Source organism: Komagataeibacter diospyri, from assembly GCF_006538165.1.
Classification (GTDB): domain Bacteria; phylum Pseudomonadota; class Alphaproteobacteria; order Acetobacterales; family Acetobacteraceae; genus Komagataeibacter; species Komagataeibacter diospyri.
The window spans coordinates 1-26,152 of sequence record NZ_BDLU01000036.1 but is presented as its reverse complement, the minus strand read 5'-3'; the positions used below and the strand labels follow the sequence as shown (position 1 = coordinate 26,152).

The 26,152-nt window shown below is 56.0% G+C and carries 22 protein-coding genes, 2 pseudogenes and 7 riboswitches; of the genes and pseudogenes, 16 read left to right on the top strand and 8 right to left on the bottom strand.

Annotated elements, in window-relative coordinates:
* Positions 1 to 50: 50 nt before the first annotated feature.
* A riboswitch (cobalamin riboswitch) is annotated at positions 51 to 284 on the top strand.
* Positions 285 to 415: 131 nt separating this feature from the next.
* The 4 genes from MSKU9_RS08535 to MSKU9_RS08525 are packed head-to-tail and all read left to right on the top strand — an operon-like array spanning position 416 to position 2,711.
* Entirely contained in the window at positions 416 to 1,321 is a 906-nt protein-coding gene (locus MSKU9_RS08535; RefSeq protein WP_141260897.1) for a uroporphyrinogen decarboxylase/cobalamine-independent methonine synthase family protein, read from the top strand.
* A gap of 21 nt (positions 1,322 to 1,342) precedes the next feature.
* Positions 1,343 to 2,332: a Rieske 2Fe-2S domain-containing protein gene (locus MSKU9_RS08530; RefSeq protein WP_227002426.1), complete on the top strand. Its 990-nt coding sequence runs from the start codon at positions 1,343 to 1,345 to the stop codon at positions 2,330 to 2,332.
* 5 nt (positions 2,333 to 2,337) lie between these two features.
* Positions 2,338 to 2,559, top strand: a complete 222-nt coding sequence (locus tag MSKU9_RS18070) for a hypothetical protein (protein ID WP_162515729.1) — start codon at positions 2,338 to 2,340, stop codon at positions 2,557 to 2,559.
* Positions 2,469 to 2,711 (top strand): aspartyl/asparaginyl beta-hydroxylase domain-containing protein, encoded by a 243-nt coding sequence (locus MSKU9_RS08525; RefSeq protein ID WP_227002425.1) that lies wholly within the window; start codon positions 2,469 to 2,471, stop codon positions 2,709 to 2,711. The genes MSKU9_RS18070 and MSKU9_RS08525 overlap by 91 nt, the downstream gene beginning before the upstream one ends.
* Before the next feature lie 245 nt (positions 2,712 to 2,956).
* On the opposite strand, the gene MSKU9_RS08515 is transcribed toward MSKU9_RS08525, so the two are convergent.
* Complete coding sequence (locus MSKU9_RS08515; RefSeq protein WP_039735634.1) at positions 2,957 to 4,411, bottom strand: cobyric acid synthase; 1,455 nt, start codon at positions 4,409 to 4,411, stop codon at positions 2,957 to 2,959.
* A 4-nt stretch (positions 4,412 to 4,415) separates the two neighbouring features.
* Positions 4,416 to 5,387, bottom strand: a complete 972-nt coding sequence (locus tag MSKU9_RS18570; protein ID WP_227002424.1) for a DUF6925 family protein — start codon at positions 5,385 to 5,387, stop codon at positions 4,416 to 4,418.
* A gap of 97 nt (positions 5,388 to 5,484) precedes the next feature.
* Positions 5,485 to 5,703, top strand: a riboswitch (cobalamin riboswitch).
* Between the two features lie 119 nt (positions 5,704 to 5,822).
* On the opposite strand from MSKU9_RS18570, the gene MSKU9_RS08500 reads away from it, so the two are divergent.
* From MSKU9_RS08500 to MSKU9_RS08475, 6 genes are all read left to right on the top strand, one after another.
* Positions 5,823 to 7,922 carry a TonB-dependent receptor plug domain-containing protein gene (locus MSKU9_RS08500; RefSeq protein ID WP_141260891.1) on the top strand — a complete coding sequence of 700 codons (2,100 nt, stop codon included), beginning with the start codon at positions 5,823 to 5,825 and terminating at the stop codon, positions 7,920 to 7,922.
* Between the two features lie 13 nt (positions 7,923 to 7,935).
* Complete coding sequence (locus MSKU9_RS08495) at positions 7,936 to 8,763, top strand: ABC transporter substrate-binding protein (RefSeq protein WP_227002430.1); 828 nt, start codon at positions 7,936 to 7,938, stop codon at positions 8,761 to 8,763.
* A gap of 17 nt (positions 8,764 to 8,780) precedes the next feature.
* A complete protein-coding gene (locus MSKU9_RS08490) occupies positions 8,781 to 9,767 on the top strand; it encodes a FecCD family ABC transporter permease (RefSeq protein ID WP_370685920.1) in 987 nt (328 codons plus the stop codon).
* Complete coding sequence (locus tag MSKU9_RS08485) at positions 9,764 to 10,522, top strand: ABC transporter ATP-binding protein (RefSeq protein WP_039735628.1); 759 nt, start codon at positions 9,764 to 9,766, stop codon at positions 10,520 to 10,522. Before MSKU9_RS08490 ends, MSKU9_RS08485 begins: the two co-directional genes overlap by 4 nt.
* A 68-nt stretch (positions 10,523 to 10,590) precedes the next feature.
* A riboswitch (cobalamin riboswitch) is annotated at positions 10,591 to 10,828 on the top strand.
* Entirely contained in the window at positions 10,786 to 11,946 is a 1,161-nt protein-coding gene (locus MSKU9_RS08480) for a uroporphyrinogen decarboxylase/cobalamine-independent methonine synthase family protein (protein WP_227002423.1), read from the top strand. It overlaps the preceding riboswitch by 43 nt.
* 7 nt (positions 11,947 to 11,953) lie before the next feature.
* Positions 11,954 to 13,045, top strand: a complete 1,092-nt coding sequence (locus MSKU9_RS08475) for an aromatic ring-hydroxylating oxygenase subunit alpha (protein WP_141260883.1) — start codon at positions 11,954 to 11,956, stop codon at positions 13,043 to 13,045.
* 67 nt (positions 13,046 to 13,112) lie between these two features.
* Here MSKU9_RS08475 and MSKU9_RS08470 read toward each other — a convergent pair whose 3' ends face one another.
* On the bottom strand, positions 13,113 to 13,586 hold the full coding sequence (locus tag MSKU9_RS08470) for a DUF2147 domain-containing protein (RefSeq protein ID WP_227002422.1): 474 nt from the start codon (positions 13,584 to 13,586) through the stop codon (positions 13,113 to 13,115).
* Positions 13,587 to 13,693: 107 nt separating this feature from the next.
* On the opposite strand from MSKU9_RS08470, the gene MSKU9_RS18785 reads away from it, so the two are divergent.
* Positions 13,694 to 13,825, top strand: coding sequence for a hypothetical protein (locus MSKU9_RS18785; RefSeq protein WP_264371846.1), 132 nt, complete (start codon positions 13,694 to 13,696; stop codon positions 13,823 to 13,825).
* Between the two features lie 336 nt (positions 13,826 to 14,161).
* Positions 14,162 to 14,396, bottom strand: a riboswitch (cobalamin riboswitch).
* Positions 14,397 to 14,589: 193 nt separating this feature from the next.
* Here MSKU9_RS18785 and MSKU9_RS08460 read toward each other — a convergent pair.
* Together MSKU9_RS08460 and MSKU9_RS08455 are read right to left on the bottom strand one after the other, a co-directional pair.
* Complete coding sequence (locus MSKU9_RS08460; RefSeq protein ID WP_227002421.1) at positions 14,590 to 14,946, bottom strand: hypothetical protein; 357 nt, start codon at positions 14,944 to 14,946, stop codon at positions 14,590 to 14,592.
* Between the two features lie 109 nt (positions 14,947 to 15,055).
* Positions 15,056 to 15,571, bottom strand: a complete 516-nt coding sequence (locus MSKU9_RS08455; protein WP_193557666.1) for a hypothetical protein — start codon at positions 15,569 to 15,571, stop codon at positions 15,056 to 15,058.
* 235 nt (positions 15,572 to 15,806) lie between these two features.
* Positions 15,807 to 16,052: riboswitch (cobalamin riboswitch) on the bottom strand.
* A 127-nt stretch (positions 16,053 to 16,179) separates the two neighbouring features.
* Positions 16,180 to 16,421, top strand: a riboswitch (cobalamin riboswitch).
* Positions 16,422 to 16,919: 498 nt separating this feature from the next.
* Here MSKU9_RS08455 and MSKU9_RS08445 point away from each other — a divergent pair.
* The 3 genes and pseudogenes from MSKU9_RS08445 (at position 16,920) to MSKU9_RS08435 (ending at position 20,489) form a co-directional block, all read left to right on the top strand.
* Positions 16,920 to 17,665, top strand: a pseudogene (locus tag MSKU9_RS08445) (IS5 family transposase).
* Between the two features lie 188 nt (positions 17,666 to 17,853).
* A riboswitch (cobalamin riboswitch) is annotated at positions 17,854 to 18,085 on the bottom strand.
* Between the two features lie 361 nt (positions 18,086 to 18,446).
* Positions 18,447 to 19,430, top strand: a complete 984-nt coding sequence (locus tag MSKU9_RS08440) for a DUF1852 domain-containing protein (RefSeq protein ID WP_141260877.1) — start codon at positions 18,447 to 18,449, stop codon at positions 19,428 to 19,430.
* A gap of 30 nt (positions 19,431 to 19,460) precedes the next feature.
* Positions 19,461 to 20,489: a methionine synthase gene (locus MSKU9_RS08435; RefSeq protein WP_141260875.1), complete on the top strand. Its 1,029-nt coding sequence runs from the start codon at positions 19,461 to 19,463 to the stop codon at positions 20,487 to 20,489.
* Positions 20,490 to 21,196: 707 nt separating this feature from the next.
* Here MSKU9_RS08435 and MSKU9_RS08430 read toward each other — a convergent pair.
* Together MSKU9_RS08430 and metF are read right to left on the bottom strand one after the other, a co-directional pair.
* Positions 21,197 to 21,754, bottom strand: coding sequence for an epoxyqueuosine reductase QueH (locus MSKU9_RS08430; RefSeq protein ID WP_264371845.1), 558 nt, complete (start codon positions 21,752 to 21,754; stop codon positions 21,197 to 21,199).
* Positions 21,755 to 21,767: 13 nt separating this feature from the next.
* Entirely contained in the window at positions 21,768 to 22,820 is a 1,053-nt protein-coding gene (gene metF / locus MSKU9_RS08425) for a methylenetetrahydrofolate reductase [NAD(P)H] (RefSeq protein ID WP_141260871.1), read from the bottom strand.
* A gap of 222 nt (positions 22,821 to 23,042) precedes the next feature.
* Here metF and MSKU9_RS08420 point away from each other — a divergent pair, with 222 nt between their 5' ends.
* Complete coding sequence (locus MSKU9_RS08420) at positions 23,043 to 23,936, top strand: LysR family transcriptional regulator (protein ID WP_141260870.1); 894 nt, start codon at positions 23,043 to 23,045, stop codon at positions 23,934 to 23,936.
* A gap of 241 nt (positions 23,937 to 24,177) precedes the next feature.
* Here the strand turns inward: MSKU9_RS08420 and MSKU9_RS08415 are convergent.
* Positions 24,178 to 24,994 (bottom strand): annotated as a pseudogene (locus MSKU9_RS08415) (transposase).
* 195 nt (positions 24,995 to 25,189) lie between these two features.
* On the opposite strand from MSKU9_RS08415, the gene MSKU9_RS18065 reads away from it, so the two are divergent.
* Positions 25,190 to 25,945 carry a segregation/condensation protein A gene (locus MSKU9_RS18065; protein WP_162515728.1) on the top strand — a complete coding sequence of 252 codons (756 nt, stop codon included), beginning with the start codon at positions 25,190 to 25,192 and terminating at the stop codon, positions 25,943 to 25,945.
* The last annotated feature ends 207 nt before the right edge of the window (positions 25,946 to 26,152 follow it).

Below are 26,152 nucleotides of genomic sequence, written 5' to 3'. Positions count from 1 at the left end.
CAGCATTGAAAGGAAAACATTGCTGAAAAATGGAAGGGAATGGCATATTCGCCTTCTACATAGTCAGTGGTTCCGTGCAAACGGATGAAAAGGGAACACCGTTCCGCTTCGGCAGGGTTCGTCCCGGAAGCCAGTCGGTGGCTGCTCCCGCAACTGTAAGCGGTATGGGATCGTGTCGTCCATTTTCTGTGGGGAATGGGCCACTGTTGCATTAGCAACGGGAAGGTTGAGACGATCTGCGATAATCCGCGAGCCAGGAGACCTGCCACTGTCGATCTCACGGCCGCCGGGCGGGATGAACCGGAGGCAGGAGCAGAGCTTTGCACCACTGCACGGGCGTGCCTGTCACTGACAGGCACGCCACTCCCACAATTACAAACTTGCTTCATGATGCGCAGACCTGCGGTAAACCCTCATGCTACTGACTGGGACGCTTGGTCTCTCGGGTTTTGATACCCCGGAACTGATCGCATTGCAGCGGCGCGCAGGCGTTTCGCATGTAGCTTCCAATTCCTGCCCGGACGAACTGCATCGCGTATGGCAGACAGCACGGATGGTGGGCATGGGAGGGCCTCCTCAAGGCAGGAAGCGCACGCCCGAAGTGACAGATCAGACGTTCTTTCACCTATGCTGCAATCCTGTTCGTGATGCGTTTGTTGCTGCGTGGCAACGCGGAATCGCGACTGTGCCAATTCTTCTTGGGCCGGTAAGTTTTCTTGCCGCGTGTGACAGACGTGACGGAACGGACCCTGTCCTGTCATTACTGAAACTTCTTCCGGTGTACACCGGGATCCTGCATGAACTTGCCATGGCAGGCTGTTTCTGGGTGCAGATTGCGGAACCTGTCACAACGGCCGGTCCAATGCCACAGGAACGCCAGACGGCAATGGAACTTGCATGGCGGAGCATGGCTGAGGTGGCCTCCGGGCATGCACTATCGCTCATCTTCGTCGGAGGCGGTGGCGGCTTCTGGCGTAACCTGTCACACGTCATGTCACTGCCGATGAATGGCATGCATATCGACATGGTGCGCGGTGGAGCAGAGCTTCCATCGATCCTCTCTGATCTTAATCCGCGTTGTGACCTTCTTCTGGGAATCGTAGATGGCCTGAACCGGCTTCCAACGGATGTCTATAGCGCGATGCGATGGATAGATAAGATCCGATCAGAATATCCACGAAGGCGCGTGATTATTACACCGTCTACGATAATGCGTTTCGCCAACAAGGACGGCAGGCACCTGCCACCTGAAGTTCACAATACACTTTCAGACCTGACGAAGGTTCAACGTGCCTGCGCGGCGGCGGCGTTCGTCCATTAACAGGAATTTGGAGGAATTGTCATGAGCATGACAGATACTCTACTTCAACCTTTTGATCCTGACCAACATGCACAATGGTATCCCGCTTTGCGCAGTGCGGATCTGAAACATCAAAAAGCAATCGGGGTTTATTGTGGCAGCAGACCCGTTGTCATTGTCCGTCCGGAGGCCGGACTGGTGTTCGCACTTGATGACCGGTGTACGCATCGTCAGGTACCACTCAGTCGTGGCGTGGTCAGCGGAACCTTTATCCGATGTCCGTTGCATGGGATCAAGTTTGCACGCAGTGGCCGTTGCTACTCGCCGGATATGGTTCTGGAAGAAATGCCGCCGCGTGCGGAAGGGTGGGGATGTAGGGAAAAGGAAGGCTGGATATTCCTGTACTCAGGTAATGCTGAGGATGCAGACGAAGCGCTCATTCCCTCCATGACGCATCACGATGGTAAAAACTGGTGTCATGAAACATTCGTGTGCGAAATCAATGCGCCGGTTCTGCTCCTGATGGATCATGTGCAACGCTTCGGACGCGGTACGACAACAGGCCTGGTAACCTATCTTGATCAGAGTATCAGCGAGCAACAGATTTCCAGTCATTACCGTGTCGTGGCTTCTGCACCGTTATCGGCTCTGCCAGGTATGACAAGGAACTGGCGGGCAACGGTCGATACGACCCCGGTTGACCAGAACATTTATCTTTCCTCTGAAGACGACGCCAAATTGCTCGCGGAGATATGGCTTGGTTACATGCCCACAGGGCGCGACGGTCGAACACGTGTGTGCGGTAAAATAGCCATCCGGCAGGACCATACGCGTCTGCCTGGTCGCGTATCGGGTTCCCTGTGGGCGACATTATTATGGAAACTGCTGTGGAAGGAGCGGAGCCTAGCGGAAGTGGAGTGGTCCGCCATCCAACAGTCTGGTCGACCTGGACACAGCGATTTCTTTCCGCCAGCACAAACCATGCAGGATCTCCAGACAAAAAATAACCAACGGACGGATAAAGAAGGATAGATTACATGTCGGATGCCGTTTCTGGCCGCCCGTTTATCATTCGGACTGGTAAAAAAGTGCGGCCACTATTAAATATCCTGATTGCACGTAATTCCCCTGTTCCTGATACGCCAGTTCTTGATACCAGTCTTTTCCCATGGATTGCCGACATGGAGCGGCAGGCGTTCCGCCGAACAGTCGGCGGATGCCATGTACGGCACAGTTTGCTGCGGCAACTCCCGGGCTGAATTCGGCCGTTGTTTCTTTCCTTGAGCCCGGTGCGCGTATTCTGCTGCATAATGGAGTGACCAAAGGGCGGTTAACCTGTCATCTGGGCTTACAGGTGCCGCAGGACTACAAGGATTGCTGGATACGGATAGACGATCAAATATTATGCTGACAGCATGGAAACGGAATGCCATCCAGCAGGGCTGAGCGTTTGATCCGGTCATGGCAACAGCAGGCAGGCACGGAATGATAGAGTGTAAAAAATGTGGTGCTGAATTTTCGTGTCAGCCTAAAGGTGGGTGCTGGTGCATGGAAAAGCCCCGTGGCCTGCCGGTTCCGACGGATGATCAGGCAGGATGTCTCTGTCCTGTCTGTCTGGATGCCCTGACACAACAGGATCCGGAGATCGAAAGAAGGTCATCTGGCAATAGCCAGTAGCTCCTCAATATCCAGCCTGCTTTCCATGGTGGCAGCGACGGTTTCAAGGGCGTGTTCTACTCGCGCCGTATAATCCAGTCCGTCGGAGTGTGTGCCCCATCTTTCCAGCCATGCTGCGCGCTGGCCAGTCGTGTCAAACAGACGGTGTACGTAGCAGCCTGCAATACGACCATCCGGGCTTATCGCACCATCGGGCCGCCCATCGTCGCGTTTGATCAGGGGAATAATCCGGTGACGGGATCCCGCTGTCTCTCCACAATGAATTTCGTAACCACTGAATCGCGCGCTATCGGAAAGGGTTATCCCTGACGTCTGACTGATCTTCTTATCACGGGTCAGAACAGTATTAACCTCCAGAAGTCCAAGTCCCGGTATCGTCGTCGGGCTTCCCTCTACTCCATCGGGATCATCTATGGTCTGTCCCAGCATCTGATAACCACCGCAGAGACCGAATACATATCCACCCCGCCTGACGTGCCCCGCGAGATCAATATCCCATCCCTGCCGCCTGAAAAACCGCAGGTCCGCTATTGTCGCCTTGCTACCGGGAAGGAACACGACATGCGCAGACGCGGGAAGGGGTTGTCCGGGCCTGACCCGTGTAATCTTCACATGCGTTTCGCCTTCCAGCGCATCAAGGTCATCGAAATTGGCGATGCGGGGCATAAGGGGGACGGCGATCTCGATCCCTGATGTCGAAGAACAGCCGACATCATCGGGAATACTATCTTCAGAAGGCAGGTCACGTATACTGTCTATCCAGGGAAGAACGCCCAGCCCCTTCCAGCCGGTAAACTTTTCTATGAAATCATATCCGGACTGGAAAATGCTGGCATCCCCCCGAAGGCGATTTATGATAAAGCCCTTGATCAACTCCCGGTCAGCCGGCTCAAGAATGGCATGGGTGCCGACGAGTGATGCGATAACCCCGCCCCGGTCTATATCGCCTATCATGATGACCGGAACATTTGCGGCTCTGGCAAAACCCATATTGGCGATGTCGCCCTGCCGCAGGTTGATTTCCGCGGGGCTACCCGCGCCCTCGACAATCACCAGATCAGATTGGCCACATAACGTCTCGAAAGCGGTCAGAACCTCGGGCAGGAATGCGGCCCGGCCGCTGATAAAATTGGAAGCATGCAGGTGTCCTTGTGCCCGTCCACGCACGATAACCTGCGCTGTATGATCGCTTTCCGGTTTCAGAAGGACCGGATTCATAAGGGTGGAGGGGGCAACACGACAGGCGTGCGCCTGAAATGCCTGCGCCCGGCCGATTTCGCCTCCATCTATCGTTACGGCAGCATTGTTTGACATGTTCTGGGGCTTGAAGGGCCGGACTGTCAGGCCCCGATTGGCAAAAACCCGGCATAAGCCTGCCGTCAACACGGACTTGCCTACATCGGATCCCGTACCTTGCAACATGATCGCGGGCATGAAGTCACCCGCAGTCCGTAGCGCTCTTGACCGTATCGGCAGGCACAAACCGCTCCATGCCCTCGTGACCCTGGGCTGCCATACGAAGCAGTTCGATATGCATGCGCGCGCGACCACGTCTCGTATCCGGTATTTTCAGATTTTCCGGTGTTCCATGTTGACGAACATGAGCCCGGAATGTGCCTGAGACCTGCAGGTCTTCCTGCGTGCCGAATTCCTCAAGCAACGGCAGAAAGGACAGATCTGCCAGACGGTCATAATCATAGGAATCATCATCGGACGGTCTGAATGGCGCCGCCGGATGAAGCGTGAGGAAGGGCTGCCAGCCTTCCGGAACAGGATCAAGAGCGGAACAGGACCGTCTCAGTCTCACCAGTTTTGGCAGCAGGTGGGTATGGGCACCGAGCGGGGAGTCTCCATCAGGTGTGGGAATGGGCTGGTAAACCTCCAGCCTGCCAGCTGGTGAAAGCATGACCCTGTGGGGCTGGGCTTCCATCAGAAGCGCAAATGCTTCTGTGATGACGGCCAATGGGTCATCCGTGTGAACAGCAAGAGCTTCGACCAGGCGGGCATTTCCTGTCCGCACGCACATCCGGACCTGACCCACGCCGATTCCCAGATCAACCAGCCATGCATCACGATCCTCTGGCCGGACGGCATCCACATCCTTTCCCAGAACCCTCAGGGTATGTCTCCCGGTCAGTTGTAACGGGCCGCAGAACGCCATGCTGTGCCGCCAGCGTCTGCCTCTTCCGACAAGTGAATCCCACGCAATGGCATGCAGGGGACCGCTGGGACGGAAGCGTATGGCGCCGCGTTGGGTGACGATCTCCAGCCCGTCGAAACAGGGGTTAACGCAGACCCTGTCTCCCGGGACATGATGGAATTCGCCAATCGCACCAAACGTACCAATGCTCCAGCCGTTGCGGAGATCCAGCGCTAGCGAAGTCAGCATGGCAGGCGTGATACGTTTCATCGGAAACATCCTGTGATTCATCAATCTGGCTGAAAATAACTGCAATCCTGACAGGATACTGAAAGATTGAATGCGGGTTGACAAGAACGCCCCATCCGATCAGAACCGTTCCGACGGTGTCCCCTTTCGAGGGGATGAAAAGGGAACAGAGTGCGGATCACGATCCAATGCTCAGGCTGCCCCCGCAACTGTAAACGGTCTGTCCTTGCAATACCGGATGTCTTGATCCGGGCCACTGGAAACCGCGGTTTTCCGGGAAGGTTAAGCAGGATGTCACGCCGTGAGCCAGGAGACCTGCCGTCATGATGGTTGCGACCGGGAACTGTCGGGCGGGGTGTCCTGACGGTGTGGTGTTACGGGCTTTCCTGCGGATCGGAAGTCCTGTGGCAACGCGCTCTCGTGGCAACGATGATGTGACCGCGAGATCTGAACCAGATGATCCTATTCCGTAATCTGCTGATTGCTTCCACCACGTTGATGACCATGGGAGCTGCAGTGGCGCGTGCCGATGATTCAGTCAGACAGCATAAGCCGCAAAAACCGTCCGCCAACCAGTACGTCGTCGAGAATAAAAAATCGAAAGCCGTTGTTTCTCTGGGAGATACCGGTCTTCCCGAACTGATCAGCGTCAGTGCAGCACGTCGGCCAACCTCCACTGATGATATCGGCACCAGCATGACCATCATCACCGAAAAGCAGATCCAGACCCAGCAGCGGCGCAGCCTGACGGATATCCTGATGCGTCAGCCTGGCCTGAACGTGGTGCAGACCGGCGGCCCGGGAGGCACTTCATCCATCTTCATGCGTGGCAACAATTCGAGCGAAGTGAAAGTCCGTCTGGATGGCATGGACATCAACGACGGCAGTTCAACAAATGGCATGTTTGATGCCGGTCAGTTCGTAACCGATGGCATGGGACGGATCGAAATCCTGCGGGGTCCGCAAAGCGGTCTCTATGGCGCGGACGCCATGGCAGGGGTCATCGATATTACCACGGCGCAGGGACAGGGACGCTTCAGGCCGTTTGTCAGGATTGAAGGCGGTGGTTACGGCACCTTCAACCAGACCTTTGGTGCGCGAGGCAGCAAGGGGCGGTTCCATTATAATGTTGAGTTCTCCCATTACCGGATGGATGGGTTCAACAATATCCCCTCCTACATCGAACGGTATTATGGTGCTGACCGGCAGCAGCGCCATGAGGGCAACCGCAACGACAACCGCGGCGTCAATATCAGGCTGGGTTATGACGTAACCCGCAATCTTGACCTTGGCCTGACGGCACGCCTGATACAGGGCAACAATCATTCATATTCATTGTATGATCTGCAGAGTGAGAACCTTTACGGCGATAAAGGCGTGAGGGAACAGACCAATCAGAACGAGGCTATTGTGCGTGGAACGGCCCATCTGGTGTCATTCCATGGACTGTTCGATCAGGTGCTTGGCCTTGGTTACATGACCAATCGCAACCGCTGGACGGAGACAGGCACAAGTTACGGCAGTCCGGTCAATCCCGACCCTGATTATTACCGTTCCAGCCGACTGAAGGTGGACTGGCATGGTACGTTCAATTTCAGACAGTATGGTCAGCTTCTGATCGGGGCCGAACATTTCCATGACACGTTCAACACCAGCCATACAGCCGCCGATATGTGGGATAGTGGATACAATACATCCGCCAGCATGGATACGACCGCCGGTTACGGGCAGTATCAGGGGAACTGGAACCATATTCTGTACGGCGCCGCCAATATCCGCTACGATGCCAACTCACGCTATGGCAACCACGTGACATGGCGTGTCGCGCCTGCGATCCATGTGCCGGGCACAGGAACGATCATCAAGGCCAGCGCCGGTTCGGGCTTCCATGGCCCATCGCTGTACCAGTTATTCGCCAATCAGGCAGGCGTGGGATATTCGGAAAAAGGTAATCCGAACCTGAAGGCTGAACAGCTGATCGGCTATGACGCGGGGGTGGAACAGAAACTTCTGCATGATCGCCTGAACTTCGGCGCGACATGGTATGACAACAGGGTCCGGAACCTGATCCAGTCCTCGCTTTCGATTGATTCGTCATATGACTACAATTATTCCTACGCCAATGTTGCGAAGGCACGGATGTATGGCGTGGAAGCTTTCCTGAACTGGAAAGCGCTGAGCAATCTGGAATTCAATCTCAGCTATACCTGGACCCATGCCCGGGATGAAACCAGTAACGTCGAACTGCAGCGCCGTCCGCAGCACAAGTTCAACTTCAATACGACATGGACCCCTATCCGCGACCTGACATTTTCTGGAAATATCCTGTACACCAGCGGATGGCGTGACCTGCCGGTCATTGGCAGCGAGACGTGCAGCACCTGTGCCAAGGGGCATGGATATTTTACCATTGATGTAGCCGCCAACTATAAAATCAACCGCTATGTTTCCGTCTATGCCCGCGCCGACAACCTGCTGAACCGCCAGTTCGAGGACCCGATCGGCTACCTGCAGCCGGGGCGCGCCGGTTATGGCGGGTTTACGCTGAATTACTGACATGAAAGGCATGATGGCAGCGATTGTGGCCGGTTTTCTTGCCTGTGTCCCATTGACGCAGGCTCTGGCGCTGCCACGCGTGGCCTCGCTCAATCTCTGCACCGACCAATTGCTGCTTATGCTGGCTGAACCGGGCCAGATCGTGGGGATCACGCCACTGGCCCGGGACTGCTGGAACGCGGTATTGTGCGAGCAGGCGCAACATGTTCCGGTGTTGCGGCCCACGGCGGAAAATGTCGTGGCGTCCCATCCCGATGTCGTGCTGGGCGGCGTCTACACGGCGGCCGTCGCGATGCAGGCGGGACGGGAAGGGGGCGCACAGGTGATCGCGTTGCCGCCCGCCAGATCCCTGACGGACATCCCGGGCCAGATCATGACAGTCGCCAACGCCATCGGCGTCCCTGAACGGGGGCGGCAACTGGCCACGGCCTTTGCCACGCGCCTGGCCTCCCTTTCGGTCGCGCGGAGTTCCACCGATCCCACGGCGGCTGTCTACGCCGCCAATGGCTTTGTTACCCATGCGGGTTCGCTCCCGGATGATGTCCTTGCCCATGCCGGATTTCGCAATTACGCAACGCTCATGGGGCATCAGGCCTCTTCCCGCTTTTCCCTGGAACTGCTGATCGCGCAGCCGCCCGACCTGCTGATCCTTGACCGCTCGGGGAAGGGGACGTCCCTTGCCCAGTCCATGCTGGACCATCCGGCGCTGAAGCAGGCCTTTGCCGGAGCGCATCATCTGGATCTGCCCGCACGGCTGTGGCTGTGTGGCCTGCCGCAGACACTGGACAGTGTCGTCATGCTGCGTAACGCACGTCACAACCTTGAAATGTCCGCCCCGTGAAATCAGCCCACAAGACCCTGCTGCTGAATGCCGTGCTCCTGACTGGTGTTATCGGCCTGTTTGGGGCGTCGCTCATGTGGGGAGAAACCCGCGTCGTGTTTTCACATGCGCTCGCGGACATTCTGGCGGGACGGCACAGTGCCGGGGCAATTATTATAGAGCGTCTTCGCCTGCCGCGCACGCTTCTTGCCGTGATGGTGGGCGGGACGCTGGGCCTGTCGGGTGCGGTGCTGCAGGGATATTTGCGCAATCCGCTGGCCGATCCCGGCATTCTGGGGGTATCGGGAGGGGCGGCGCTGGGGGCGGTCAGCGTGTTCTATACCGGCCTCATGCAGGTTTCCATCGCGGCCCTGCCGCTGGGTGGCCTGACGGGCGCGTTATGTGCGGCTGCTGTGCTGATGGGGCTGGTGGGACGCGGGGGCACGCTGGTGCTGCTGCTGGCGGGGGCGGCGCTCAGCAGTTTTGCGGCGGCCCTGACGGCGCTGGTGCTGAACCTTGTGCCCAGTCCCTATGCGTCATTCGAGATCATGCACTGGCTCATGGGGTCGCTGACGGACCGGACCTTTACCCATGTCTGGATCTGCCTGCCCGGTGTTGTGTGCGGCACGCTGCTCATGCTGTCTGCGGGCCGCGCGCTGGATGCGCTGACATTGGGGGAGGACGTGGCGGAAAGCCTTGGGTTCCGACTGCATGGCCTGGGGGGTATCCAGACGCGTATCGTGCTGGGGGCGGCGCTGGCCGTGGGATCATGCGTGGCGGTTTCGGGGGCGATCGGCTTTGTGGGGCTGGTGGTGCCGCATCTGTTGCGGCCGCTGACGGGATACCAGCCATCGCGTCTGCTTGTGCCATCGTTTCTGGGGGGCAGTCTGCTGCTGTTGCTGGCGGACATGGTGGTGCGTCTGGTGGCGGTCGGACCCGAACTGCAACTGGGCGTACTGACGGCGCTGGTCGGCGCGCCGGTTTTCTTCACCCGGGTCATCATGCTGAAAAGAACCGTATCATGATCCTGCTGCAGGCACGCAACGTCTCACTCCGGCGTGGGGATCGCGCTGTCGTCTCGGCCGCGTCCCTGACTCTTGCGAAAGGACGGGTCATTGGCCTGATCGGGCCGAATGGCGCAGGGAAAAGCACTTTCATGCGACTGCTGGCAGGGCTGGAGGCTCCCGATTGTGGGGATATCCAGCTTCTGGATCGCGGCATGGGCCAGATTCCCCCGGCGCTGCGCGCCCGGCAGCTTGCCTTCATTCCACAGGACGGGGGCGCACCACCGCCCATGCCGGTGCGTGCGCTGGTCGCACTCGGGCGTCTGCCGCATGGTCAGGCGGATGACCATGCCGCCCGTCACCCGGCCGTGGACCATGCCCTTGATGTTACCGGTCTGCTGGACCTGTGCGCTCGCCCGGCCAGCCACCTGTCAGGTGGGGAACGGGCGCGCATGAACCTGGCGCGTGCGCTGGCGACCGATACACCGGTCATACTGGCCGATGAGCCGATCGCGGCACTCGACCCGGCACATGCCCTGTCCATGATGCATCTGTTCCGACAGCAGGCCGGGCAGGGGAAGGGGATTGTCGTCGTGCTGCATGATCTGGTGCTGGCGACCCGTTTCTGTGATGAACTGGTGCTGATGGATGACGGCGCCGTCATCCGTCACGGACCGCCCACGCAGGTGCTGGATGATGACATCATGCGCACCGTTTATGGGGTCACGGTGCGACGGGTCGAGAACGCGGTCCTTCCATGGGCTTTGTGCCGTTAATGTGTGCGGCGTGTCGTGCCGTCATGCCCACGATACCTTGCGCCCAACCGTCCGCTTCAGGCACTATATAACCCTATCAAGTCGATGGCCCCACGCGAGTGGGTTAATAGGGAACACTGTCACGCTCCGGCCGGGTCATGAACCCGGGAGCGAAGTCAGAGGCTGCTCCCGCAACTGTAGGCGGTATGCCGTCGGTTCATTCACCCTGAAAAGGTGAGTCACTGTTTCTGGAAAGGAAATGGGAAGGCAGGAACCGGCTGGCCATGATCCGTGAGCCAGGAGACCTGCCATCGTCATATATCAAGCCGTCGGACGGGATGTGCCGAAGGCGGGAGAAGCTTATGCCCCTATGGCAGGAAGCCGCGTGTCATGACGACATGCCGGAATGTGCGTCCACGCGCCATTATTCATCAATCCATTCCCGACACCCAACCCGGCTTCTGACGGCGACACTGGGTTTTCCGTTTGCGAGTGAGAGCCGGGGAGTCGCCTTCCAGCGCGCAGCCGGCATTTCCCATATCGCGACGGCCAATAGCCCTTGGCACAGCAGGATCGTACAGACTGCCAGGATGTTTGGTGTTGCGACTGACGATACGGTACTGGCCTGCGACCCCGTGAATGGTGAATACCGGCAGCCCCTCCTGAGACCGGCACAACCATTTCATCTTGTTCAGAACTGGCCTTACGACGTGTTTGTCGCGGCGTGGCAGCAGGGTATCACGACCCGGCCCATTCTATTGGGGCCAGTCAGTTTTCTCGCCTTATGCGGCATGACGAAGGAAGACAATATTGGTCAGGGCCTGATGCGCCTGTTGCCGGCCTATATTGAATGCCTCGAACAGTTGACCACTGCAGGGTGCTTATGGGTCCAGATTGACGAACCTGTCCTCGCACATCCCGATCTGTCGGCTGCTACACTGACCCACATTGACGTTGCATGGCGCATCCTGGCCGAGATATCAGGCGTCACGTCGCTGGTTCTGGTAGGTGGGGAAGGAGGCTTTGGGCCGCATCTTCCGTTTGTGCTGCAACTGCCCTTCGATGGTCTGCATATAGACCTGGTGCACGGTTATCGCGATTTACCTTATGTTCTGAAGCATTTTCCAGCGGATCGCTGGCTGTCACTGGGATTGGTCGATGCCTGTGGCATGGCACCAACCCATATTGGTATGGCCCGGACCATTGTAGACCAGATACTGAACTCCCATCGCCGGGACCGTCTTATGATCGCGCCATCCGGGGCGTTAGGTGGCGAGGCGGGGCTGAATGACACAGACGTCACGGTTATGCTGCGGCAGAAAATGTCTGAAATCGTGTCATTGGCCGCTTCCCGTCAGTGGAAACGCCAGACAGAGCCCGTTCGCGAATTTTGTGAAAACGATATTCGTTTTGTCCCATGCGCTGCCGACAGTGTGAGACATTGAACAGATCATGACAGGAGATATATCGGAAACAACCGTGCCCGAAATCGCGGCCTCGTCAGGTGTCGATATCCGCCGCGTCCGCAGCAATCCCGATTTCTGGTATCCGGTAGCGTGGTCGCGTGAACTGCGCCGGGGCAAGGCGATCGGCGTCCGTTATGCAGGACAGCCTATTGTCGTGGTCAGGCCAGATGCCGGAGCCATTTTCGCGCTGGATGACGTCTGCCCCCACCGTCAACTCCCCCTCAGCAGGGGGGAAGTGTGTGGGGATTTCGTCCGCTGTGCGTATCATGGGCTGAAATACAGTCGACGCGGCCAATGCTTCTCACCTGACATGAAGCTGGAAAATGAACCACCTCGACTGCGTACCTGGCCCTGTCGTGAAAAGGACGGCCTGATCTTCGTGTTCATGGGGGATCTGGAAAAATCCGACAGCGTACCCCTGCCTGACTTCCCGCGTGTCCGCGACCCGCAGTACAGGACCCGCCGGTTCGGCAAGGTCGTGCAATGCCACTACAGTTTCATGCATGAGAACCTGATGGATATGAACCATCAGGTTCTCCACAGTCGTCTGGTCGGAAGCATGAAACCGCGATTTCTGGGGATGGAGCGTGGCAAGGATTTCGTGGAGGCCCGCTATACATTTGCCCGCACGGGCGGCAAGCAGCCGTTGAGCGAAGCCCTGATTTACGGACAGCGCCGGAAAGACGGCCGGGATTTCGCCTACCGGGATGTCATGACCATCCGCTCGCAGTATCCGTATCAGACATTACGTATCGAGACCCAGGGCGTAAATGAACCGGTGATGGAATTGTGGATCGCCTACGTGCCCCAGGATCGGGAAGAGCGGAGCAACCGCGTTTTCGGCCTGTTATCCATACGCAGGTTGAAAATCCCGTTCGTGCTGGATCTGGCGTGGCCATTGCTGATCGCCTTTACGGAGCGGGTTTTCACTGAAGATCGCGAAATTGTCGAGCTGGAGCAGCAGGCCTGGCGGGAGCAGGATGGCGACCGGAATCAGGAGGTCTTTCCGGTTATCGTGGCGCTGCGCCAGATCCTTATCCAGAATGGTATGTCGCTCCGGAAGGATGTCAGGGAGTAAACCGGTCGATGCCCATGCTCCGTCTCAATGCGCATGGGCATCTTCGCCTGACCTGGCACCATGCAGATCAGGTGCTCATTTTGCAGTCCGGGCCGATATGACCATTGTAAGGAAGCCAGGTCTGTGTCTGCCCGAACATCGGAATCCCGAGATAGCCCCGTAACTTGAGTTGTCCGGACTGATTAACCCACATGCGGGCCTGATAGACGTGATTGGTATTGGGGTCGAGAATGGACCCGTCCCAGCGGTCCGGTTGATCCGGATCCCGCACAAAGTCCCGCAGCATGGGCAAGCCACATTCCGAACGTCCTGTCTGGTCCCGTGGGATGCCATCACTATAGTTCAGGCCCACCAGCTTCCCACATAAATTGTCGCCACACCGTGTGATCTCGAAGACACCCTTGTGGTTTCTGGTGACCCATTGCCCCAGAACGGCGGGCGGAACTGTTGTCGCTGGAGGAACCTGTGCGTGAACAGCAGTGCCTCCCATCATGACACTGAGGAGTAGCGAGACACAGGCTGCTTTTTGCGCAATATGCATGATGTCTCTTTCGTCGCTTCGCGCGTGACTGAAATTATGGAACATTGGCGGATCTATCGGCGAATTCGCATGGAAAAGCGCATGACCGATGCTCCGGGATATACGCCATGGGAATGAGCGGTCAGAGCACCATGGATGTTTTCCATGACGGCCCTGTCGCGTCCGCCGCCTGCTGCCGTATCGGTCTGAAGAACCCGGTATGGGTCTTCAGCATCATGCTGGCGTCCCTGGCCGGTTAAATGTGCCGTGCCCGCAATATGCGCAAAGCCAGTGCCGGCAAATTCTCCGCCATATATCCGCGTGCCATGTCCCCATACATAGCCAGAAGCCACGTCCGTCCGGCGCACGCAGAAGGAAAGGTCGCCTGTGCTGGTGTCAGGAATATCAGCAGCATGAGCGCATGTCCCTGAACCATGCATGGCAAGCAGGCCGGTTGTCAGAAACGCGCCGGTCATACAGCGCCGCATCACGATGTCTCCGCCAGAATTATGAAACATCCGGGGCATCGACCGGCCGTAATGGTCTTCCCAGAACGCATGGGAAATCTCCTGCCTTCGGTGCATCCCGCCCGACGACGTGGTTTGCAGACGAGGGCAGGTCTCCTGGCTCACGGATCATGGCCAGCCTGTTCATGCCTTCCCATTTCCCGAGGGAAACAGTGGCCCACCCGCAGGTGAACGAACCGGTGGCATACCGCATACAGTTGCGGGAGCAGCCGCTGACTGGCTCCCGGAACAGAATTGTCCGGCCGGAGCGTTACAGCGTTCCCTTTTAACCCGCTCGCGCGGGGCCATCGTCAATCAAGGGTCTCATCTGATTATGCGCGAAGCGAAAGGAACGCCCAATTCCTCGAAACGCGATGCCGGCCTGCACGGAGCGAAGAGCTTGTTGATGCTGATCAAACTGCTCGCCCCGCCCGATAACGCCAGATTACCGAGTATCTGCACGCCTGAAACCCACAGGTGGGGTACTACGCCCCATGCGGTGGCCACTATGTTTTCAATCAACCCTCTGGGCTTGGTACACCGTATAGGTGCATGGCGGCATCACGCGCGCCAATTGTCCAGTGTGCGGAAATATAGGCCTGAAGCAAAGCCATGAGCGCCTCGATCCCGTGCGTGTTCGATAAATCGCAGGCTGTATCCACATAGGCCAGAGCCTCTGACAGCAGGGGCGAGAACAGTTCCTCCAGGTAGTCGCCCCGCGCCTTCGGCGCGGCGGGGAGCAGATCAGCGGGAGGCGCCAGACGGAGGAATGTTTCAAATCCATCTGCACGAATGCGGTCTTCCGGGTTTGGGACAGGGAGTTCCGTCTCGGCTATTGCCTGAATGACGTCTTCCCGGAGAGGTGCGGATTCCATAAGGCGGGATACCGAGATGGAACGCCGACGTCGCCGCTGTTGTATGAGGATAAAATCCGGCGAAGGCACGGGAGAGGCCATCTTTTTTCTCACTCGGAATCGGAACGGATTAACTGGAAAGGGCTGCATCGGACAGGTCTTCGTGTGTCAGGATGCGAGCATCCTCGTCACGCCATGCTTCGATCATGTCAGGATTCTGGCTGAGCCATCCAATTCTCTCGGCACAATATACAGGAACTCTGAATTTTTGACCGCGCTGGTTATTCAGGATTGTTCCGGTCTGCTGCAGGCGTCCGTCACGTGTCCAGAACAGACGTTCCTGGTTGGTGATACCCAGTATCCGTCGCACCTGCCGCGGCGTAAATGGACGGGAAGACAGCGCGTTGATCTGTTTTTCCACTGAGCAGGCAATAGCCTCCAAAGCGTCGGTCCTTTCACGCATAAGGGCCGCTACAAAGCGGGCGAAAAGCTGTTTCACCTCTGGCCGCCGCAGGCGAAGGGCCGACGACTGATCAAGACATGCAGCAGCAAGCATACGAATTGCGACAACCGGCTCAGGCTCTGTAACGGTCGCCATGAGGCGCGGCGCAATGGCGGGGAGCACCATGCTCATATCTGTGTTCATGGATATTTCTTTTTATCAGAATAAAACGCAGGCACCTGTGTCACGAGGTCAGGAAAGTACATGCGGATTATAAGCCGTCGGCCAGAAGGCCTACGGAGCGCACCGCTTTGCGAAGCCGGGATTTATCTGGGTGCAGACCAATGATCCGCATACATATGGAGGCTTGACAGGCACATCGATACGCAAAAGAACGCGTCACAGCTGATCTCCTGCCGCCGGTCAGTCCCGCCCGGTGGCACGGTTTGCGACGGTAGCAGGTTTCCTGGCTCACGGATCATGGCAGCCCGGTCCTGTCTTCCCACTTCCCTTACTGGAAGCAGTGACCCATCTGACTGAATATCAGATGATCGGATCCGGCTACATACCGCCTACAGTTGCGGGCGCAGCCACCGACTGGCTCCCGGATCATTGCAGATCCCGCCAGAGCTTACGGTATTCCCTATTACTCCGCTTGCGCGGCACCACCGACATAAAAGCTGGCCGCAATATGCGTCAGATCTCGTGAGCCACGCAATATGGATTTTCCAAAAACCTGCGATGAAAGAGCATGGTATCCTTCACACAGACGGGAAGCTGGCAGACTTGCACTGCAGGCTGGCGTGCGTCACACTACCTTTACATCACAAGGCCCCGTGCGAACGGGTTAATAGGGAACGCCGTGCGTTCTGGCAGGACTGATCAGGGTCCGGGAACAAGTCGGTGGCTGCCCCCGCAACTGTAAGCGGAGAGATACCGGATCGTATGTCCTCATGGCAGGACCCGTCACTGGCCATAACGAACAGGCCGGGAAGACAGAACCGATATTGACGACCCGCAAGCCAGGAGACCTGCCTTTGTGACGTAACCAGTTCTATCGGGCGGGGTGCCCGACAGACGGAGTGACGGTCATGTTTTCTGTTTTATCCGCAGCTTTCCCCATCCGCGTGTTCTTTCCTGAACAGTTCTGAAGAATTACGTACGTCGGGCAATGGCGTGTCGCGGGCCTGGTCCCGTCAAACGCTTCAAGGGGAACACGGGAAATGCATACATATATTGGCGGTAACCAGCGAAACGGAACGGGTCGATCCTATTTTGGATCGGAAAGCCTGACTCCTGCACAGAAACGGGCCATTCTGTCCCTGCCGGAAGACGGTGGGTATGGAACCTTACTGGACGGAGGAAGTATCCGGTCATCTCTCGTACTGATGGGCTTTATCGCAGGTGGATGTTCGGCGCGATGGGGAATGGAACGCTCCCGCCTCACCACACGTGGCCGGGAACTGCGGCACAAACTCGAAAGTTGCGGCTCCTAGGGCCTGTTAGTCCTTGAATGACAGAACGGACTGCATAGCTGTTTATGATGAGCATGATGCAGTCTGTCTTTTCTGATACCGCATGGTCCGTCTGGGAGCCTTTGATCGAGGCAGTTCGCCCGAAGGGCAAGACCCCGCCGAAGAACCTTCGACGGACGATATCTGCGATTTTCTGGCGCCATCAGAACGGTGCAAAATGGCGCGCTCTGCCATCTGAGTTTGGTCCCTGGTGGATTGCCGCACAGTTGTTCATTCGCTGGTCGAAGCTTGGGGTCAGGCCCTCGGCACGGTTTTTCTCGATGGCACGACGATCCGTGCCCATCACAAGGCGGCCGGGGCCGCCAAAAAAGGGGGATACAGAGGATGCCTCAGGGATCGTGAGGCGCCTGGCCGCTCACGTGGAGGCTTTGGCACCAAGGTCTGCGTAGCTGCGGATGGACATGGCAGGGCACTGTCTTTCACGCTTTCGCCCGGACAGGCACATGAACTGCCATCCGCTTATTCCTTGCTCGACGATCTGCCATACCCACCGACCTATGTCGTCTGTGACCGTGGATATGCCTCGCATAAATTCCGTGAATATCTCTGGGACCGGGGAGTTCGTCCCGTCATTCAGCCACGGAAGAATGATCCGGAAGTCGCCTGTCCCAAATGGGCTTACAGACACCGGCATCTGGTCGAAAACCTGTGGGCAAGGTTCAAGGAGTGGCGGGCTGTCGCGACCCGATACGAAAAGACAGCCGCGTCCTTTCTTTCCGTCATTCTCATCGCTGCTACAGCAGACTATATCAAGGCCTCCTAACAGGCTCTAGAGTTTTTAACGGACCAATGCTGTCCGTGACACAGAAGCACCGTCTGTATATCGCTCAGGAATAACAGAGCAGAGGAGCATGTCCGGAAAAGACTCCACCGTCTGATTCATCAAGAACGACCGAGGCGTGAGGCAGACAAACATATATTCTCTCCTTCCTTCGGTCATCCCGCCCGACGGTTGGTGGCTGAACAATGGCAGGTCTCCTGGCTCACGGATCATAGCCAACTGGTTCCAACCTTCCCGTTCCTATGAGAACAGTGGTCCACGTTCAAAGTGAACGAACCAGCGGCATACCGCCTACAGTTGCGGGAGCAGCCTCCGACTTTGCTTCCGGCCGATTGTCTGACCAGAACATAACGGAGTTCCCTATTAACCCGCTCGCGCGGGACCATTGAAGCGTTTGCTCCTGTACCATGCCAACAAACGTATCCAGCATGCAAGCTGGAACATCCTGGAGTGGCGAAAGGCAGATATCAGTTTTTCGCATGTAGACCGTGCGTCTGATTGACCTGATGTCCTGAAAACAAACATTACGCTAATCAACTTCTGACTGCGTCTTTTCCTGAGGCAATGCAGCCACATTAGTCCATGAACAATATTGATGTATTGATGAAATTAAATCATTTCTGCTCACAGGTTCATTCAGGCATAAAGCTGACATGATGATGACCACCACCGCCTAAAAAACTCAGAGACTAAAACTGGAAACGCTTTGCATCCCCAGTGTTCGCAGTCTGGTTTGAGGTGGTAAAAGGGACACAGGATAGCAATGATTCAGGACTCGATATTCAGTATCCATCGGCTTAGTTTCGATGAGAACTATCATCCTTCCGACAGAACGCGCCTTACGACCAATTTTGCCAATCTGGCGAGGGGGGAAAGTCGTCAGGAAAACCTGCGCAACGTCCTGCGCATGATCGACAACCGGTTCAATGATCTGGCGCATTGGGATAATGCCAACAGAGATCGCTACACTCTTGAACTTGAGATCGTCTCCGTTGAGATGGATCTCGCCTTTGCTGGCAAAAGCGGCAGCTTTCCTCTGATCGAAGTCCTCTACACAACAATTGTTGATAAAAACGCTAACAAACGGATAGCGGGCCTCGCTGGGAACAGTTTTTCCTCGTACGTGCGGGATTACGACTTCAGCGTGTTGTTGCCGGCTTATAATAAAGAGAAAGCCGAATTCAGTGTCCCCCATAACTATGGGGACCTACAAGGAAATCTCTTTAAAAGCGTTATGAACTCGGCGGCTTACAAGCAGAATTTCAAAAAACTACCTGTCATCTGCCTCAGTGTCTCGACCAATCGCACCTATCATCGGACGGAAAATCAGCATCCTGTTCTCGGTGTTGAATATGAGCAGCGTGAATTTTCCCTGACAGACCAGTATTTTAAAAAAATGGGGATGCAGGTCCGTTATTTCATGCCGTGCAATAGTGCAGCACCATTGGCCTTCTATTTTTTTGACGATCTGCTGTCTGACTATTCTGCCCTTGAACTGATCAGCACCATTAGCGTGATGGAATCTTTTCAGAAGGTCTACCGTCCTGAAATTTACAATGCCAATTCTGCGGCGGCTGACTGTTATCAACCGAGCCTGAAACATCAGGATTATTCCAACACCCGCATTGTCTACGACCGTGAGGAGCGTACACAACTGGCGATTTCACAGGGGCATTATACGGACGAGCATTTCATCAAGCCGTATCATGATATTCTCGAAAAATGGTCTGCCAGTTACCCCGCCTGATCCATAAGAAGAAATACAAGGTCATCTTCCATGAAAACACTGCTCCCCACTTCAACGGCTGGTAGCCTGCCCAAACCTTCATGGCTCGCCCAGCCTGAGACACTCTGGTCCCCCTGGAAATTGCAGGGGGAAGAGCTGGTCGAAGGTAAGCAGGATGCGCTTCGCCTGACGCTGGACGATCAGGACCGCGCTGGGATTGATATCGTCAGTGACGGTGAACAGACGCGTCAGCATTTCGTCACGACCTTTATTGAGCATCTCAGTGGTGTCGATTTCGAGAACCGTCAGACGGTTAAAATTCGCAACCGTTACGATGCAAGCGTGCCGTCCGTTGTGGGTGCCGTAGCGCGTGAAAAACCAGTTTTTGTTGAGGACGCGAAGTTTTTACGCACACTGACGACAAAACCCATCAAATGGGCGCTCCCTGGCCCCATGACGATGATAGACACGCTCCATGATGGTCACTATAAAAGCCGCGAAAAACTCGCGTGGGAATTTGCCAAAATTCTTAATCAGGAAGCAAAAGAACTGGAAGCGGCAGGTGTCGACATTATCCAGTTCGATGAACCTGCCTTCAATGTGTTCTTTGATGAGGTCAATGACTGGGGTATTGCCGCGCTGGAGAAAGCCATTGAAGGCCTGAAATGCGAAACCGCAGTCCATATCTGTTATGGTTACGGCATCAAAGCCAATATCGACTGGAAAAGTGCTCTTGGGGAAGAGTGGCGTCAGTATGAAGAGATCTTTCCCAAACTGCAGAAGTCCAATATCGATCTAATCTCCCTGGAATGTCAGAACTCCCGCGTTCCGATGGATCTGATTGAACTCATTCGTGGGAAAAGGGTCATGGTTGGCGCCATTGACGTGGCCACAAAAACCATTGAGACACCAGGGAAAGTCGCAGATATTCTGCGAAAAGCGCTTCAGTTTGTTGATGCCGACAAGCTTTATCCCTGCACCAATTGTGGTATGGCGCCTTTGCCGCGTGATGTGGCGCGTGGTAAGCTGAACGCTCTGGGCGCGGGTGCAGAAATTGTTCGAAAAGAACTTTCGGCCTGACAGGCAGCCCGGCAGGTTTCTATCGTGGAGGACAGGACACAGGTCTTGCCCCCCACGATGTCAGAATTTCCGGAGGCATCAGCAGTCTCGCCACGTCTTCCGCGCTGTATAAAGTCAGCGAGAAACGCCCTCTATCCTTTATCTTTTTCGTTCCAACCGGCCTGAGCTTGCCCTCACGCGTCCATCTGGTACGTTCCCGACTGGAAATTCCCAGTGCGTCCTGGAGAGTGGCTGGCGTGAAAGGACGTGTGCAGATTTCTTCCGCCGTCGTTATCAGTTTTTCAATATCACGCGCATTGTTTGACGTGGGGCAAGCCATGTCCAGAACGTGTTCGAACCGACGCAGTCGTTTCCGACATTCCTGCTTTCGCCAGCCTATAATCCTGTGACGTTCTGAAAGAAAATCCACAAATCGCGTGAGACGTTCGCCCTTTGAAAGGGCCAGACGTTCAGGTGCCTGGAGATAAGACAGAATATCTCTGACAAGGGCATGATGTATGGGTCGTTTCACAGTTCAAACAGTATTTTGTCCAGATCAACGGAACCACGGGTTCATACAACATGGACAGCTGAACAGGCTTTCCTCATCTGAAACGCTGTCCTCCAGCTCATCACATCTCAAAACTGGTTTGTGCTGTGGTTTATTATCACTGGTGGCGGTGGGTTGAACTTTGCCGAACGAACGAGCTCCGTCATCTTGTGTGTAATCAGGCCTCATCATCAGTTCCATAATAGAGCTTGCCAAGCTCGATCGGCGAACGCCCCTGACTGCGGCGGTGAGCATTGGTATCACGCAGGGAATAGGCGCAGCCGCAATATTCCTGCTGGTAGAACTTCTCCTGTTTGCTGATCTCGATCATTCGCGCGGAGCCACCCCCTTTGCGCCAGTTGAAATCCCAGTAGGAGAGTCCTTCATAAGGGGATACGGTGCGTTGGCCGCAGTCATTGATCTGCGCCATGTTCTTCCATCGTGAAATACCGAGTGAACTGGTCATCACAGGGAAACCATGCTCATGAGCGTAAAGCGCTGTGCGCTCGAAGCGCATATCGAAGCACATGGTGCAACGCACACCGCGTTCCGGCTCCCATTCCATGCCTTTCGCACGAGCGAACCAGTTATCCCTGTCATAATCGGCATCGACGAAGGGGATACCATGTTTATCGGCAAACCGGATGTTTTCGTCCTTACGGAGAAGATATTCCCGCTCGGGATGGATGTTCGGATTGTAGAAGAAGATCGTGTAGTCGATACCCGATGCGGTCATGGCCTCCATCACCTCACCCGAACAGGGTGCGCAGCATGAATGGAGGAGCACCTTCCTGTGTCCCTTTGGTGGGGTCAAAATTTTCCGGGGTTTCTCGGTCATCGGGGACTTCCGTTGTTTCCAAAAGGTCTGTCACATTACGAGATGCGTTCGTCTGCGTTGGGGGCACCCCAAGGATATGCGCAATCGCGTAAATCAGGTCAGACCGGTTCAAAGTGGAGACATGAAACTCGTTCAGTCCATAGGTCTGCAAGGTACGGATCTGCTCTACCGCCACCAGACTGGCGACAATACGACGAAGTTCAGGATTCTCCGCAGTCCCATCGAACAGATGCCTCAGCCATGCCGGGACCGTTACCCCACACACAGCCGAGAAGCGCACGATCTGCTCGTAATTCGAAACCGGCATAATCCCAGGAATGATGGGGGCAGTAATTCCGGCCGCCAGACACCGGTCCAGAAAACGCAGATAGATTTCATTATCAAAGAAATACTGCGTGATGGCCCGGGTGGCCCCAGCATCGAGCTTGCGCTTGAGATTATCCAGATCAGCGTCCGGACTTGACGCTGTAGGATGGGTTTCGGGATAAGCGGCGACAGAAATATCGAAATCCGCGATACGCCGCAGACCGGCGACAAGATCACTGGCATAGGCATAGCCACCCGGTCGCGGACTATAGTCTGCAGCACCTGCAGGAGGATCACCACGCAGAGCCACGATATGATTAACACCAGCATCCCGGTAGCAACGGGCAAGGCCATCTACCTCCTCGCGGGTCGCACCGACACAGGTCAGGTGGGCGGCGGGGATGAGGTCTGTCTCCCGCTTAAGACGCAACACCGTCGAGAGAGTGCCAGCCTGCGTGGTTCCGCCCGCGCCATAGGTGACCGAGACAAAGCGGGGTGCAAGCGGTGCCAGATGCCGGATGCAGCACCAGAGCCGCTGTTCCATTGCGTCAGTTCGGGGTGGAACAAACTCGAAGGACAGGATTGGAGTTTCGGAATTACGCGACAACAGTCCGTCGATACGCCTTTCCGACAGCCAGTTACTCAGCCCATCTGTCATGTCAGTAACAAGTTCTCACAGCGTCCGATTTTTCTTTGAAAGTTTCTGGAGGAAGATTGAAGTCACATTGCAGTCCATAGTGAAAGCGGTCGTGAATGTTGTTGGAGACCATGGGCTGCGTCCGCATGAATGATTGGTCCCTCATAATAGAAGTTTATAAAAATGAACTGAAATGATATATTTTTATGACTATATGAATTTCGTGCATTTATCGGACAAAACATGGGCATTCTGGAACGCAGTCATCTGACAATCATTCAGGAAGTCGCACGGGAAGGTTCGTTGACGGCTGCCGGAACGCGTCTGAACCTGACCCAACCTGCGCTCAGCCATTCCATTCGCAAGATTGAACAGCAGCTTGGCGTCAGGATATGGCGACGGGAGGGACGATCCCTTGTTCTTACTCAGGCCGGTGAATGGCTTTTGTCCCTGGCGAACCGTCTGCTCCCGCAGTTTGAACTGGCGGAAAGCCGTATTGAACAATTCGCAAATGGCGGGCGAGGGACATTGCGCATCGGGATGGAATGCCATCCCTGTTATCAGTGGCTTCTGAAGGTCGTTTCACCTTACTTGGAGAGATGGCCAAAGGTCGATGTGGATGTGCGACAGAAATTCCAGTTTGGCGGGATCGGTGCACTGTTCAGTAATGAGATCGATATTCTGGTGACCCCTGATCCACTTTACAAACCCGGTCTGAAATTCACGCCGGTATTTGACTATGAACTGGTGCTGGCTGTTGGTCCGGAGCATCCTCTTCGGGAGGCAAAATTTGTTTTACCAGAGCAGTTAGCAGATGAAACATTGATTACCTATCCGGTTCCGTCTGAGCGGCTCGATATTTACACGCAGTTCCTGCAACCAGCAGGGATTGGACCACGACAGCAGAAGCAGATTGAAACGACGGATATCATGCTGGTGATGGTCAGCCATGGAAGGGGCGTTGCGGCACTTCCTCGCTGGCTTGTGGAAGAATACGCCACACGCTTTGAACTTTATCCCGTAAAACTGGGCAAAAAAGGCATTGCGAAACAGATATTCCTTGGCCATCGCGAAACAGATGAAGATATTAAATACCTTGAAGATTTCATAACGTTTGCTTCAGAAACAGGAAAATAAAGGGCTTATGTCGACAAATAAGTCTGGCTTGTATGTTTTTATGCCGCAACAAGTATGACTCGTTTCCAGTCAAGGCCGCTGCTTTTCTAATCAAAAGAGAGTGTGTATAGGCTCATGGGGATATGACCCAAGGAACCATTATGACACTTCCGGATGAAGCCATTTTTCGGAAAGCAATGTCGCATTTGGCCACAGGTGGAGGGTTCCAAGAACCATTTATTGATTCCTCTTGCGCCTGATTTCAGGTTTGTGGCGTGTTGATTTCTGGTTCCTGGTCCTGATTTTCGCTCTGCGTTTTGAGCGGAGAGAGGGTTTCCGGCAGGTCGGCAAGGTTGTTCCAGGCGGAACAGGCGGCGTCGATGATGTGCTCAATGCCGTCAAAGACGGTATTGGACAACCAGTTGGCGCACAGGAATTGCCAGAGATTCTCGACCGGGTTCAGTTCGGGAGCACGGGACGGTAGGAAGATCAGGCTGACATTGCGGGGCATTTTGAGCCTGGGCGTAGTATGCCATCCGGCGCGATCGAGCAGGACGACCGAGTGGGCGCCCCGTGCCACGCAACGCGAGATTTCCTCGATATGCAGTTGCATGCTGGCCGTGCCGGTGAATGGGAGCGCCAGGCCAGCGGCTTTGCCGCGCGCCGGGTAGATCGCCCCGAACAGCCAGGCATTGTCGTAGCGCTGGTCGGCCGGCTGGCGTGGCAGCGTGCCTCGCCGGGCCCATTGCCGGACGATGCCGTTCTTCTGGCCGATCCGGACCCGCCTCGACCAGCGCCTTCAATTCGGCCTCCTGTGCGGCATTCAGACGGCAGGCCGACCCCGCGTGCTGATAGTCGCGCAGGCCATCGGGCCCTTCGGCATTGAAACGGTGAACCCAGTTTCGCAATGTCTGGCGGTCCATGCCACCTACGCGGGCTGCATCGGTGCGGTTTGCCCCGTCACGGATCGCCGCCAGGGCCAGAAGCCGGCGCGCAGCATTCGCATGCCGACTGCGCGCCGCAAGCCGCCTCAGGTCAGAGGCCGAATAGTCATCCCGTAGCTTCACCGACCTCGTCATCAGCCAGTTCCTCCCGCAGCAAGAGAATCAGAGCCAACTCCGTTCGTCACTTCACATACGAGTTAGGGGCTACATCCTTTGGTATGAGGCCGTTACGACATGTCTCGGTCCGTGCTCTTCAGGATCGTCGCGCTCGACGACATGTGAAGATCATGTACGAATTCTGGTCTGCAGATTGGACCCCCTGGCAGGCTTTTGCCCGTCTACGATCCGAATGGCACGAACTCGTTTTTGATATCCGTCCCCATTATGATTTTGGACACAAGACCGTGGAAAATGATGTGCCCTGACTCAAATCACGACGGGGAGATGTCAGCGCAACCTGTACCGCAGACCTCGGCTCCCGAATTTCATGTCGTCGGGTTTGATGGTCCTCTTGATCTGCTGCTTGACCTTGCAGAGCGGCAACGGATTGATCTTGGGATGATTTCTGTTGCCATGCTTGCGGAGCAGTTTGTCGTGGAGGCAGACCGCCTGGCGCGCACGACCCCACTTATGAAACGGGCCCACTGGCTGATCTGGGTGGCCAGATTGATGTTTTTACGCTCCAGGTTATTGTTCGCCTCTCAGGTTGAGCGGAGAGACGCCGAAAAGGAAGCGCATCGCATTGTCGCTCATCTCGACGAGCTTTTGCGCATCCGAGCTGCAGCGACCTGGCTGGAGGAGCGTCCACAACTCGGAGTAACGACATTTGCGCGGGGATGCAGTGCCCTGACTGACGCACCCCGGGGACGGCAAGTACCGTATTTCGGACTGATGGAGGCCTGTCTCGGCGTTCTTGAGCGCGAACTGGCGCGTTTTGAGGAGCGCGATCCGATATATGCAATCGCCGTACCCGCGTATTGGACGATAACGGATAGAGGTGATGTTGTGGACGGCCCCCGCACGAAATGTGCGAGGATGAAATCGTCACCGTCTGCAACGCATGGAGCCATGTGTGGACGGCCCTGACGATGCAAGTGGAAAGTATGACTTTGATGGTCGGGTGCAGCCATGTGTCCGGCCTGTTTGCGCAGCCCGGGGGCTGCTGGCCCTGATGAAGTCCGCGGATTGGATCCCTGATCACCTCTGCGCGCTTTTGCGAGACTGTGTAGAATTTTGTGCGGTGCCATTTTTTCAGGCCATTGGGAACCGCTCATCGAACATGATAGCGAGCTG